We start from the raw sequence: 12,143 nt of genomic DNA, 5'->3' as shown, positions 1-12,143 counted from the left end.
TTTTTCGGCCGAGGCCCGGGCGTTCCGGAGAGAACCCTTGCGTCGCCTGGGTTTCCCCACGCCGCGGGCAAGAAAAAAGGCGGCCCGGGACAGGCCGCCTTCAAGGGTCGGGGATGACGCCGCGCCGTCAGACGTAGAGCGGCGCAGGCTGGCCCATGACCACCAGGGCCACCGCGAGGGCGAGCACGGCCAGCGCCGGCGCAAGTTTGACGATCAGCATCATGTCCAGAGACATGGGAGCGACCGGTCGGTAACGCTAGCCCCATTCCCGACAAATTTCGCGCCTCAGCCCTGGTGGCAGACGGCCTCGACGTTGTGCCCGTCCGGGTCGAGCACGAAGGCGCCGTAATAGTTCGGGTGATAGTGCGCGCGGATGCCGGGCGGGCCATTGTCGCGGCCGCCTGCGGCCATGGCCGCCGCATAGAAGGCGTCGACCCCGGCCCGGTCCTTGGCGACGAAGGCGACGTGCACCCCGCCGCCGGCGCCGCCGGCGTTCCCGATCCAGAAATAGGGCTTGCCGTCCGAGCCGTAGCCAAGGTGCGAGGAGCCGCCGGTCTGCTCCGGCGTCACTTCCATGACGAGGCCGACGCCCAGCGGGGCGAGGGCCGCGTCATAGAAGGCGCGGGACTTGGCGAAATCGCTGACGGTCAGTCCGAGGTGGTCGAGCATTCAGGCCTCCATGAGTTGCACGCCCGACCCCATAACGTCCGGAAGTCGCGATTTTGGCAGCAGCCTTACTTGCTCGGCACGCTGTCGGCGCCGGCGCAGACCGCGGCGATCAGAGCCTGGTCCTCGGGGCTCTTGGCGGCGGCGGCGTTGGCGGTGCGCCAGTTGGCCAACAGCTCCAGCGGCTTCTTGGGGCTGTAGCCGCCCAGGCTGATCACGGTCTTCTCGCGGCAGTCGAGCGCCAGCACCGAGCCGACACCGTCGGGCTTGCCGGGGCCGGACGGTCCCATGCGCGGCTCGGCGCCGACCTTGCCGATCGCCTGCATGACCACGATCTTGCCGCTCTGCTGGTCGCGATAGGAATAGTCGGCGTCGTAGGACCACTGGAGGCCCTTGTCGCTGACCGCCCCGTAGGGCTTCCAGGTCTCGGCCTGGGCTGCTGGGACGAAGGCGGCCAAGGCCGCTGCGGTCGCGATGACGAGACGCATGTTTGGGTTCTCTCCTGGTGTTCCCTCGCCCCGAACCTATCTGCGGGTCGTTGCGGTAACCAAGCGGAATCAAAAAACCGCGGTTGCACGCGCTTGACTCCCCAGGGCCCCTTCCCTACCTCCGCCCTGCGTTAGCACTCGGGCGCTGCGGCTGCTAACGGCCGCCGCCCCCGTGCCCGCGCAGACATTTCAACCGTCCCGAACGGAGACTTAAAGACATGGCGTTTCGTCCTCTGGGTGACCGCGTCCTCGTGAAGCGCGTCGAGGAAGAACAAAAGACCAAGGGCGGGATCATCATCCCCGACACCGCCAAGGAAAAGCCGCAGGAAGGCGAAGTCGTCGCCGTCGGCCCCGGCGCCCGCGACGATGCCGGCAAGATCCAGCCGCTCGACGTGAAGGCCGGCGACCGCATCCTGTTCGGCAAGTGGTCGGGCACCGAGGTCAAGATCGACGGTCAGGACCTCCTGATCATGAAGGAAAGCGACGTCCTGGGCGTGGTCGAGTAACCACCCCTCCCCGCTTTCTCCCCATCCACTCCTTCTGAAAGAGCAGAAAAATGGCCGCTAAAGACGTCTATTTCTCCTCCGACGCGCGCGATCGCATGCTGCGCGGCGTCAACACCCTCGCCAACGCGGTGAAGGTGACCCTCGGCCCCAAGGGCCGCAACGTCGTCATCGAAAAGTCCTTCGGCGCCCCGCGCTCGACCAAGGACGGCGTCTCGGTCGCCAAGGAAATCGAACTGGCTGACCGCTTCGAGAACCTCGGCGCCCAGCTGATCCGCGAAGTCGCCTCCAAGACCAACGACCGCGCCGGCGACGGCACCACCACCGCCACCGTCCTGGCCCAGGCCATCGTCGTCGAAGGCCTGAAGTCGGTCGCCGCCGGCATGAACCCGATGGACCTGAAGCGCGGCGTCGACAAGGCGGTCGCCAAGGTGATCGAAGAGATCAAGTCGAGCTCGAAGAAGGTCACCACCAACTCGGAAATCGCTCAGGTCGGCACCATCTCGGCCAACGGCGACACCGAAGTCGGTGAAATGATCGCCAAGGCCATGGCCAAGGTCGGCAACGAAGGCGTCATCACCGTCGAAGAAGCCAAGAGCCTGGAAACCGAACTCGACGTCGTCGAGGGGATGCAGTTCGACCGCGGCTACCTGTCGCCGTACTTCATCACCAACGCCGACAAGATGGAAGTCGAGCTCGACGAGCCGCTCATCCTGCTCTTCGAAAAGAAGGTCTCCTCGCTGCAGCCGCTGCTGCCGGTGCTGGAAGCCGTGGTCCAGTCGGGCCGTCCGCTGCTGATCATCGCTGAAGACGTCGAAGGCGAAGCCCTGGCCACCCTGGTGGTCAACAAGCTGCGCGGCGGCCTCAAGGTCGCGGCCGTCAAGGCTCCGGGCTTCGGCGACCGCCGCAAGGCCATGCTGGAAGACATCGCCATCCTGACCGGCGGCGAGCTGATCAGCGAAGACCTGGGCATCAAGCTCGAGAGCGTCACCCTCGACATGCTGGGCCGCGCCAAGAAGGTCTCGATCACCAAGGACGACACCACCATCGTGGACGGCGTCGGCGCCAAGGACGCGATCGAAGGCCGCATCGCCCAGATCAAGCGTCAGATCGAGGACACCACCTCGGACTACGACAAGGAAAAGCTGCAAGAGCGTCTGGCCAAGCTGGCCGGCGGCGTCGCGGTCATCCGCGTCGGCGGCGCGACCGAAGTCGAAGTGAAGGAAAAGAAGGACCGCGTCGACGACGCCCTGAACGCCACCCGCGCTGCGGTGGAAGAAGGCATCGTCCCGGGCGGCGGCGTGGCTCTGCTGAAGGCTTCCAAGGTTCTGGACGGCTTCAAGGGCGACAACGCCGACCAGGAAGCCGGCGTCGCCATCGTGCGCCGCGCCCTGCAGGCCCCGATCCGTCAGATCTCGGAAAACGCCGGGGTCGAAGGCTCGATCGTGGTCGGCAAGATCCTCGAGAACAACTCGCCGACCTTCGGCTTCAACGCTCAGACCGAGCAGTATGTCGACCTGGTCGCCGACGGCGTCATCGACCCGGCCAAGGTCGTCCGCACCGCTCTGCAGGACGCCGCCTCGGTGTCGGGCCTGCTGATCACCACGGAAGCGGCGATCGTCGAAGCCCCGAAGAAGAGCGCTCCGGCCGGCGGCATGCCCGGCGGCATGGGCGGCATGGGCGACATGGACTTCTAAGTCCACGACACCTGTCGAAAGACGAAGGGCGGGACCGAAAGGCCCCGCCCTTTTTCTTTGTCAAAGTGTCTTTCTCCCTCCCCACAAGGGGAGGAGAAGATCAGCGCTTCGCGTCCCCGATCACGATGCCGCCGACCCAGCTGGCGAGGCCCGTGATGATCGCCGCCAGGATTCCCGGCACGAGGCCGTCGACAGTGAAGCCCGGCAGCATCCAGGCCACCAGCCCGATCATCGCCGCGTTCAGCACCAGCAGGAACAGCCCCAGCGTCACGATGGTCAGCGGCAGGGTCAGGACGAACAGGATCGGCCGCAGGATCGCATTGACCACGCCCAGCAGCAGGGCGGCGATCAGGAGGTCGGTCAGGCCGTTATAACTGACGCCGGGCAGCAGATAGGCCGCGAGCGCCAGCCCGAGGGCGGCGAAGATCAGTCGGGCGAGAAAACGGGTCATCGAAGCCTCCAGGATGCTTGCGGCCGAGCTTGGCCCGCTTAACTGTCGGCGGCAACACGCCAGCAGGAGTTCCCATGCCCTACGTCAACATCCGCATCACCGCCGGGGCCACCGAGGAGCAGAAGGCGCAGCTCATCGCCGGGACCACCGACCTGCTGGTCAAGGTGCTTAACAAGAACCCCGCCTCGACCTTCGTGGTCATCGACGAGGTCAAGACCGAGGACTGGGGCGTGGGCGGCATCAGCGTCGCCGAGCGGACCCGCCGCGCCGGCGGCTGACAGGTTTCAGCCCGGTCACACCAGCGCCCCGCTTTGGCCGCACCGCCGGGCCAGCTTGGCCTTGAGCGCCGGACGGGCGCGCAAGGGACTCACATGTTTCGTATCGCTTTCGCCGCGAGCGTCCTCATCGCCGCCGCGCCCGCCCTCGCCCAGCCCGCGCCTCCCGGAGGCCCGCCGGGCGAGCGCCATCTGTTCATCAGCCCCTCGGGCGAGCCGTTCCGCGGACCCGACGGCCTGGCGGACTGGTTCGCCGGCGCCGACGCCGACCGCGACGGCGCCCTGACCCTGCCCGAGTTCCGCAACGACGCCATGCGCTTCTTCAAGCTGCTGGACGCCAATGGAGACGGGCAGATGGACGGCCCCGAGAACACCGCCTACGAAACGAAGATCGTCCCCGAGATCACCCGCATGGACTTCATCGGCGGTCCGGGCGGCGGCCCGCCCCCCGGCAAGCGTCCGATGATCCGCAAGGTCGACCGCCACGCCCAGCCCCGCACCGGCGCCGCGCGCTTCTCGCTGCTCAACGAGCCGCAGCCGGTGCGCGGCGGCGACGCCGACCTCAACCAGCGGGTCAGCAGCGACGAATGGGCCAAGGCCGCCCGCCGCCGCTTCGAACTGCTCGACACCGACCAGGACGGCAAGCTGACCCTGGACGCTCTGCGCCCGCGCCTGGCGCGCTAGGCTCCGGCGACCACCCTGTGTCATCCCGGACGCCGCGCAGCGGCTGTCCGGGACCCGTGAACGCCGGATGGATCAGGATGCGGCGCGGCCGCGCCCGGCCTTCCAGCTCACGCGTCAGTGACTCCCGGTCTTCGGCTTCACCGGAACCGGGATGACATGTGCGAGGGACCTCACGCGAACCCTAGGCCCGCACGGTCTCCACCGCCGGCACCGCCTGGCTCAGCCGACCGCCAACGCGGATCGGCTCGACGCGGCGCGCCAGGCCGGTGGAATCGTCGGTCTCGACGAACACCCCGCAGACCGTCGCCGGGCCTTCGGCGGGCTTGTAGCGGCCGCCGGAGATGCGGGTGGTGAACCGGCGCAGCGGCTCTTCCTTCTGGTTGCCGATGACGCTGTCGTAGTCGGCGCAGGCCCCGGCGTCGGTCTGATAGGCGGTGCCGCCCGGCAGGATCTGGCAGTCGGCGGTCGGCACGTGGGTGTGGGTGCCCACCACCAGGCTGGCGCGCCCGTCGCAGAAGTGGCCCATCGCCATCTTCTCGCTGGTCGCCTCGGCGTGCATGTCGACCACGACCGCGTCGGCGACCATGCCCAGCGGCGCCTTGTCCAGCTCGCGGTCGACGGCGGCGAAGGGATCGTCGAGCGAGTCCATGTGCACCCGGCCCAGCAGGTTGATGACCACGATCCGCTTGCCGTCCCGGGTCTCGAACAGGTTCGCCCCGCGCCCCGGCGCGTCGGCCAGCACTGGATAGTTCAGCGGCCGGATCAGCCGCGGCTCGCGCACGATGTAGGTCAGCGCCTCCTTCTGGTCCCAGGAGTGGTTGCCCAGGGTCAGGCAGTCGGCGCCGGCGTCGAACAGCTCGCGCGCCGTGCTCTCGGTGATGCCGAAGCCGGCCGCCGCGTTCTCGGCGTTGATGATCACGAACTCCAGCCCCAGCTCGCGGCGCAGGGCGGGAAGATGGTCGGCGAGGCCGTCGCGTCCGGCGCGACCGACCACGTCGCCGAAGAAGGCGAAACGCATGCGGAATTAGTCCTTTCGGAACTCGGTATACCCGTTTTCCGTGAGAATGGCGTCCAGCCTTTGGTCGTGCGGCTCCATGTCCAGCCTCTCGACCTCCTGGCCGGCATAGGCGAGGCCCAGCACGAACACAGGGCCCTGCGCCCGCAGGGCGGCCAGAGTGCGGTCGTAATGGCCCCCGCCCTGCCCCAGCCGCCCGCCGCGGCGGTCGAAGGCCAGCAGCGGGCAGATCACCAGGTCGGGCCGCACCTGCGGCGCCTCCGGCGGCGGCGAGGGCACGCCGAAGGCGTCGACGACGGGCACATCGCCCGTCCGTTGTGCGCGGAACACCAGCGGCTGGTCGGCGGCGAGCGTGACCGGCATGGCCAGCCGCCCGCCGGCCTTGGCCAGCCGCGCGGCCAGCGGCGCCGGGTCGAACTCCGAGCCCACCGCGTGATAGGCCGCGAACCAGGCAAGCGGCGCCAGGCGCTCGATCGGCGCCAGGACGGCGGCCTGCGCGGCGGCGTCGGGCGCGGCGGCAGCCAGGGCGCGGCGGCGGCGGCGCAGCACGGTGCGCATTTTCGTCTTGTCGGATGGAAGGTTCACCGTTCGAGCTTAGCCCGAAGGGTGGCGGCGCCGCGAGAGCCGTGAAGGACGGTTTTATCCCCTCGGACCTGGCTAACCAGGTGGGCTCCGTAGTGCCCGGCCCCACGGGACCGGACAGGGACAGATCCCTTCGAAGAAATTAAGGTCTCTGGGATAGATTGCCTTCGACGAGAGCCGCAGCAGGACCCGCCGGGATCCAAGGTAGGACCGCAAGGGCGCCGGTACAAGCGTGGGCGGATCGCTTTCCCAAACACTTTAACCTCGGCACGGCGCCGCATCTGGCGATGTCGCCCAACTAAGTGTCATCCCGGTTTCGGCGCAACCGAAGACCGGGATCCATTGTCGCCTGATCTCTGGAAAATGAGGCGCGGCTGAGCCGCGTCCTGCACCATTCGGTCTTCATGGGTCCCGGTCTTGCTTCGCAAACCGGGGTGACACCGTGTGCAGATACGATCCTGCCCCCGGGGGAGGAACCAGGGCCTATCCCTGCGCCAGCTTCTCGATCCGCTTGGCGGCGTTCTCCAGCGCCCCCACGGCCCGGGTCTCGACCCGGGCCTGGTCGGACTGCAGCCGCGCCAGCTCGGCCTGGACGGTCGAGAGCCGCAGGCGCAAGTCGCTCAGTTCGTCGGCCAGCAGCAGCGCCCCCATCAGGAACAGCCGTGTCTCGCCCAGTTGCCCCATGTCCTGGGACACCTGGCGCACCTGACGGTCGAACAGCCGACCCAGCTCCAGCAGGTGGCCTTCCTGGCCGTCCTCGCAGCCGACTGCATAGGGGCGGCCGTTCACGGTGATGTTGACCTGGGCCATGGCCTTCAAGCCTCCTCGGTCTGGGCCGCGTCGGCCGGGTCGCCGGCCAGGGCCGCCTTGATCTCGGCGATGGCGCGACCCAGGGCCGCAGACGCCTCGGCGCCCGCCTCCTCCAGCTCGCGCTCGCGGACCTTGGCCTTTTCCAGCTCGGCGGCCAGCTTGCCGGCCTCGTGATCGAACAGCCCGTCGCCGGCCTTGCCCGTCGATCCGGCAAGGCGTTGTTCGAGCGCGGAAATCGCCCGGTCCAGCCGCTTCACGGCCTGATCGAGGGGGCTTTCGCTCGCCGGCTCCCGCATTTCGGCATTCTCCGAAGGTGTGTCCGTTAATCTATAGAGTGCTTCGCGGCGGCGCCGAAACCCGCACTGTGGCGTGACGCTTCCTTGACCGTTCAGGCCTCGCGTGCGAGGGGCGCGCCCATTCCCGCCGTTTCGCCGCCAGACTCACCGGAACAGATAATGCCCGCACCGCTGCAATCCATGGCCGACGCCATTCGCGTGCTCTCGATGGACGCTGTCGAGAAGGCCGCGTCGGGACATCCCGGCATGCCGATGGGCATGGCCGACGTCGCCACGGTGCTGTGGACCAAGTTCCTGAAGTACGACGCCTCCCGCCCCGACTGGGCCGACCGCGACCGCTTCGTGCTGTCGGCCGGCCATGGCTCGATGCTGCTCTATTCGCTGCTGCACCTGACCGGCTTCAAGGCGATGACGCTGGAGCAGATCAAGAACTTCCGCCAGTGGGGCTCCAACACCGCCGGTCACCCCGAATACGGCCACACCCCGGGCGTCGAGACCACCACCGGCCCGCTGGGCCAGGGCCTGGCGACCAGCGTCGGCATGGCCATGGCCGAGCGCCACCTGGCCGCCCGCTTCGGCGCGGACCTGGTCGATCACCGCACCTGGGTCATCTGCGGCGACGGCTGCCTGATGGAGGGCGTCAGCCACGAGGCGATCAGCCTGGCCGGCCGCCTGAAGCTGAACAAGCTGACCCTGCTGTGGGACGACAACGACGTCACCATCGACGGCGCCGTGTCGCTGGCCGAGAGCGGCGACCAGCTCGCCCGCTTCAAGGCCGCCGGCTGGGCGGTGAAGGCGATCGACGGCCACGACTACGGCCAGATCCGCCGCGCGCTCGCCTGGGCGACCAAGCAGGACCGTCCCTCGCTGATCGCCTGCAAGACCAAGATCGGCAAGGGCGCGGCGACCATGGAAGGTCACCACAAGACCCACGGCGCGGCGCTGGGCGCGACCGAGATCGCCGCCACCCGCGCCAAGATGGGTTGGTCCGACGAAGCCTTCGCCGTGCCGGACGAGATCGTGAAGCCCTGGCGCTCGGCCGGCCGCCGCGGCGCCAAGGACCGCAAGGCCTGGGAGGCGCGCCTGGCCGCCTCGCCGCACGCCGCCGTCTTCACCCGCGCGGTGAAGGGCGACCTGCCGGCCGATGCTTTCGAACGGCTCGACGCCCACATCGCCGAGGCGGTCGCCTCCAAGCCCGCCGCCGCCACCCGACAGCATTCGGGTTCGGCCCTCGACGCCCTGTTCCCGGCGATCCCGGAGATGGTCGGCGGCTCGGCCGACCTGACCGGCTCGAACAACACCTTCGTCAAGAACACCCAGATCTTCGACACCCCGGACTATTCGGGCCGCTACGTGAACTACGGCGTGCGCGAGTTCGGCATGGCCGCGGCGATGAACGGCATGGCCCTACACGGCGGCGTCATCCCCTATGGCGGGGCGTTCATGGTGTTTTCGGACTACAGCCGCCCGGCCATCCGCCTGGGCGCCCTGATGGGGGTCCGCGTGGTGCACGTCATGACCCACGACTCCATCGGCGTCGGCGAGGACGGCCCGACCCACCAGCCGATCGAGCATCTGGCCAGCCTGCGGGCCATGCCGAACCTGAACGTCTTCCGCCCGGCCGACGCGGTCGAGACCGCCGAATGCTGGAAGATCGCGCTGGAGAGCAAGAAGACCCCCGCCTTCATGGCCCTCTCGCGCCAGAAGGTCCCGGCGGTCCGCGACTCGGCGAGCGAGAACCTCTCGGCCAAGGGCGCCTACGAACTGAAGCCCGCCAGCGGCGAGGCCAAGGTGACGATCTTCGCCTCGGGCACCGAGGTCTCGGTCGCCGTCGCCGCCCAGGGCCTGCTGGAGGCCGAGGGCGTTCCGACCCGCGTCGTCTCCACCCCCTGCTGGGAGCTGTTCGACGCCCAACCGGCCGCCTATCGGCAGGATACGATCGGCAAGGCGCCGGTTAAGGTCGCGGTCGAGGCCGCCGTCGAGTTCGGATGGCGTAAATTCATTGGCGACGACGGGGTTTTCGTCGGCATGCACGGCTGGGGCGCCAGCGCGCCCGCCGACCGCCTCTACAAGGAGTTCGGCATCACCGCCGAGGCCGTGGCCGCCGCGGCGAAAGCCAAGCTGGCCTAGGATTCCTCTTCCAGAACCGGCAGGTTCCTGCGGCCTGCGCCGTAGAACCTGCCGATAGGAAACGAAAATGCGCCTCGGAACGCCGCTCTCGCCCACCGCCGTCAAGGTCATGCTGCTGGGCTCGGGCGAGCTCGGCAAGGAGGTCGCGATCGAGCTGCAGCGGCTCGGCTGCGAGGTGATCGCCGTCGACCGCTATGCGAACGCGCCGGCCCACCAGGTCGCCCACCGCGCCCACGTGATCGCCATGACCGACGCCGCCGCCCTGCGCGCCCTGGTCGAGGCCGAGCGGCCGCATCTGATCGTTCCCGAGATCGAGGCCATCGCCACCGACGAGCTGGTGAAGATCGAGGCCGAGGGCCTGGCGACCGTCATCCCGACCGCCCGCGCCGCCCAGCTGACCATGAACCGCGAGGGCATCCGCCGCCTGGCGGCCGAGACGCTCGGCCTGCCCACCTCGTCCTACGCCTTCGCCTCCTCCGAGGAAGAGCTGGCCAAGGGCGCGGCGCAGATCGCCGGCTTCCCCTGCTTCGTCAAGCCGGTGATGTCGTCCTCGGGCAAGGGCCAGTCCTATGTCGAAGGGCCCGAGGGCGTCGCCGCGGCCTGGCGCTACGCCCTGGAGGGCGGCCGGGTCGAACAGCCGCGGGTGATCGTCGAGGGCAAGATCGAGTTCGACTTCGAGATCACCCTGCTGACCGTGCGCTCCAAGGCCGCCGACGGAACCATCGAGACCAGCTTCTGCGCGCCCATCGGCCACCGTCAGGTCAAGGGCGACTATGTCGAGAGCTGGCAGCCCCAGGCGATGAGCCCGGTCGCCCTGGAACGGGCCAAGGACATCGCCGCCAAGGTCACCGGCGAATTGGGCGGCCAGGGCATCTTCGGCGTCGAGCTGTTCGTCCGCGGCGACGAGGTCTGGTTCTCCGAAGTGAGCCCGCGCCCGCACGACACCGGCCTGGTCACCCTGGCGACGCAATACCTCAGCGAATTCGCCCTGCACGCCCGCGCCATCCTCGGCTTGCCGACCGACGTCTCCCAGCGCGAGCCGGGCGCCAGCGCGGTGATCTATGGCGGCATGGAAGCCCAGGGCGTCGCCTTCGAAGGCGTCGCCGAGGCCCTGCGCGTCCCCGGCGCCGATCTGCGCCTGTTCGGCAAGCCCGAGGCGTTCGAGCGCCGCCGCATGGGCGTGGCCCTGGCGCGTGGCGCCGACGTCGACCAGGCGCGAGCCCACGCCCGCCAGGCCGCCGCCTGCGTCACGCCGGTGAAAGGCTGACGGCGCCCGGCGGCCGTGCTTCTATGGCGGTCATGATCCGTGGCCTGATCGCCGTCCTGACCCTGCTCGCCGTGGCGCTCAACGCGCCCGCGGCGATGGCCGGCGCGGGCTTCGATCAGCGCGCGCCGGTCGCCGAGGCCGCCGGCGCCATGCACGATTGCAGCAAGGCGATGCAGGGGCCGGCCAAGCAGCCGTGCCGCAACGCCGCCTGCGTGGTCTGCCACGCCATTCCGCTCGATCCGCCGAGCCTCTCGGCCCGCACCGTCGCCTTCGTCGAGATGACGCCGCCGGCCGCCGAGGCCCGGACGGGGTTGAATCCGAAGCCGGAGCCTCCGCCGCCGCGCGGCTGAGCCCTCTCCACGACTTCAAAATTCAATCTCGAAAAGGCCCCTATGCGGGGCCGAAGGATCTCACATGCAAATCAACAAGACCCTGGCGCTCGCCGCCCTCGTCACCCTGCTCTCCAGCGGCGCGGCCCTGGCCGCCGAGAGCGCCATGAAGATGGACTGCTGCGCCAAGTGCGAGTGTTGCAAGGACAAGAAGGACGCGCCGAAGTCCTTCGAACCGGGCTCCGAGCACAGGCACTAGGACGACCGGCGGGCGCGGCTTCGCCGCGTCCGCCATCTCGCCTCAGCCCGCCGGCGTCGCGCTCTCGGGCGCCTTGCAGTTGACGCCCGGCGCGCTGGCGATGTCCTCGCCGGCCTTCAGCGGGCTCAGCTGGCCGTCGGTCATGCCCTTGGTCCACCATTGCAAACCATCGCCCACATAGCGGGCGCCGCTGGCCGAGACGGCGATCTTCAGGGTATGGGCCTTGCCGTCCAGCTCCACCACTGCGGTGTCGGCGTCCGGATAGCTGGCCTTCACGCTGGCGCCGTCGTCGCAGGCGTAGGTGGTCGGGGTCGAGGCGGCCGGCGGCGGCGCAGGGATCGCGGCGGCAGGCGCTTCCGGCGCCTTGGCCTGCTCGGCCGGCTTGTTGCAGGCCGCAAGGCCCAGCAGCGCGGCGACGCAGGCCGCGGCGCTAAAGTGAAGTTTCGCCACCGGGGGCTCCTTCCATGGTCAAGGTTCAGCTGCGGAAAGCGCGCGAGCCGCACGGATGTTCCAACCGGACCGGGGCCCGAGATGTAATCGATTGTAGCCGGACTTGACCGCCCAAGGGGTTGACTCATGTCCCCCCGACCTCAAGAAACCGCCCCAAATCAATTGGCTCAGGAGTTTTCGATGACCGTTCGCGTCGCCATCAATGGGTTCGGCCGTATCGGCAGGCTGGTCCTGCGTTCGA

At 69.0% G+C, this 12,143-nt stretch carries 16 protein-coding genes; 8 read left to right on the top strand and 8 right to left on the bottom strand.

Features of this window, described 5'->3' with window-relative positions; all coding sequences use genetic code 11:
* Positions 1-285: 285 nt before the first annotated feature.
* Complete coding sequence (locus ACE3T2_RS18930) at positions 286-669, bottom strand: VOC family protein (protein ID WP_374660215.1); 384 nt, start codon at positions 667-669, stop codon at positions 286-288.
* 65 nt (positions 670-734) lie between these two features.
* The gene (locus tag ACE3T2_RS18925) at positions 735-1,154 is read right to left on the bottom strand and encodes a hypothetical protein (protein ID WP_374660213.1); all 420 of its coding nucleotides are present in this window, start codon (positions 1,152-1,154) and stop codon (positions 735-737) included.
* Positions 1,155-1,372: 218 nt separating this feature from the next.
* Between ACE3T2_RS18925 and groES the strand changes: the two genes are divergently transcribed.
* Together groES and groL are read left to right on the top strand one after the other, a co-directional pair.
* Positions 1,373-1,660: a co-chaperone GroES gene (gene groES, locus ACE3T2_RS18920; protein WP_374660212.1), complete on the top strand. Its 288-nt coding sequence runs from the start codon at positions 1,373-1,375 to the stop codon at positions 1,658-1,660.
* Between the two features lie 50 nt (positions 1,661-1,710).
* Complete coding sequence (groL, locus tag ACE3T2_RS18915) at positions 1,711-3,354, top strand: chaperonin GroEL (protein ID WP_374660210.1); 1,644 nt, start codon at positions 1,711-1,713, stop codon at positions 3,352-3,354.
* 100 nt (positions 3,355-3,454) lie between these two features.
* Here groL and ACE3T2_RS18910 read toward each other — a convergent pair whose 3' ends face one another.
* Positions 3,455-3,805, bottom strand: a complete 351-nt coding sequence (locus ACE3T2_RS18910) for a phage holin family protein (protein WP_374660209.1) — start codon at positions 3,803-3,805, stop codon at positions 3,455-3,457.
* A 74-nt stretch (positions 3,806-3,879) separates the two neighbouring features.
* Here ACE3T2_RS18910 and ACE3T2_RS18905 point away from each other — a divergent pair, with 74 nt between their 5' ends.
* Both ACE3T2_RS18905 and ACE3T2_RS18900 read left to right on the top strand, forming a co-directional pair.
* Complete coding sequence (locus tag ACE3T2_RS18905; protein WP_374660207.1) at positions 3,880-4,083, top strand: 4-oxalocrotonate tautomerase family protein; 204 nt, start codon at positions 3,880-3,882, stop codon at positions 4,081-4,083.
* A gap of 93 nt (positions 4,084-4,176) precedes the next feature.
* A complete protein-coding gene (locus tag ACE3T2_RS18900; RefSeq protein ID WP_374660205.1) occupies positions 4,177-4,764 on the top strand; it encodes a hypothetical protein in 588 nt (195 codons plus the stop codon).
* Between the two features lie 181 nt (positions 4,765-4,945).
* On the opposite strand, the gene ACE3T2_RS18895 is transcribed toward ACE3T2_RS18900, so the two are convergent.
* The 4 genes from ACE3T2_RS18895 to ACE3T2_RS18880 form a co-directional block, all read right to left on the bottom strand.
* The gene (locus ACE3T2_RS18895) at positions 4,946-5,782 is read right to left on the bottom strand and encodes a YmdB family metallophosphoesterase (protein ID WP_374660203.1); all 837 of its coding nucleotides are present in this window, start codon (positions 5,780-5,782) and stop codon (positions 4,946-4,948) included.
* 6 nt (positions 5,783-5,788) lie between these two features.
* A complete protein-coding gene (locus ACE3T2_RS18890; protein WP_374660201.1) occupies positions 5,789-6,337 on the bottom strand; it encodes a 5-formyltetrahydrofolate cyclo-ligase in 549 nt (182 codons plus the stop codon).
* 507 nt (positions 6,338-6,844) lie between these two features.
* Complete coding sequence (locus ACE3T2_RS18885; RefSeq protein ID WP_374660199.1) at positions 6,845-7,171, bottom strand: cell division protein ZapA; 327 nt, start codon at positions 7,169-7,171, stop codon at positions 6,845-6,847.
* Positions 7,172-7,176: 5 nt separating this feature from the next.
* Positions 7,177-7,467 (bottom strand): DUF4164 family protein, encoded by a 291-nt coding sequence (locus ACE3T2_RS18880; protein WP_374660197.1) that lies wholly within the window; start codon positions 7,465-7,467, stop codon positions 7,177-7,179.
* 159 nt (positions 7,468-7,626) lie between these two features.
* On the opposite strand from ACE3T2_RS18880, the gene tkt reads away from it, so the two are divergent.
* From tkt to ACE3T2_RS18860, 4 genes are all read left to right on the top strand, one after another.
* Positions 7,627-9,597 (top strand): transketolase, encoded by a 1,971-nt coding sequence (gene tkt / locus ACE3T2_RS18875; protein ID WP_374660195.1) that lies wholly within the window; start codon positions 7,627-7,629, stop codon positions 9,595-9,597.
* 67 nt (positions 9,598-9,664) lie between these two features.
* Positions 9,665-10,864 (top strand): formate-dependent phosphoribosylglycinamide formyltransferase, encoded by a 1,200-nt coding sequence (purT, locus tag ACE3T2_RS18870; protein WP_374660193.1) that lies wholly within the window; start codon positions 9,665-9,667, stop codon positions 10,862-10,864.
* Positions 10,865-10,896: 32 nt separating this feature from the next.
* Positions 10,897-11,214, top strand: coding sequence for a hypothetical protein (locus ACE3T2_RS18865; RefSeq protein ID WP_374660191.1), 318 nt, complete (start codon positions 10,897-10,899; stop codon positions 11,212-11,214).
* Between the two features lie 64 nt (positions 11,215-11,278).
* Positions 11,279-11,452 carry a hypothetical protein gene (locus tag ACE3T2_RS18860; RefSeq protein WP_374660189.1) on the top strand — a complete coding sequence of 58 codons (174 nt, stop codon included), beginning with the start codon at positions 11,279-11,281 and terminating at the stop codon, positions 11,450-11,452.
* A 42-nt stretch (positions 11,453-11,494) separates the two neighbouring features.
* Here ACE3T2_RS18860 and ACE3T2_RS18855 read toward each other — a convergent pair whose 3' ends face one another.
* Positions 11,495-11,902, bottom strand: coding sequence for an MliC family protein (locus ACE3T2_RS18855; RefSeq protein ID WP_374660187.1), 408 nt, complete (start codon positions 11,900-11,902; stop codon positions 11,495-11,497).
* Positions 11,903-12,143: the final 241 nt, after the last annotated feature.

The sequence above is a fragment of the Phenylobacterium sp. genome, assembly GCF_041919955.1.
Classification (GTDB): Bacteria; Pseudomonadota; Alphaproteobacteria; order Caulobacterales; family Caulobacteraceae; genus Phenylobacterium.
The sequence above is the reverse complement of the archived record's forward strand: the minus strand, read 5'-3'. Positions and strand labels throughout refer to the sequence as shown.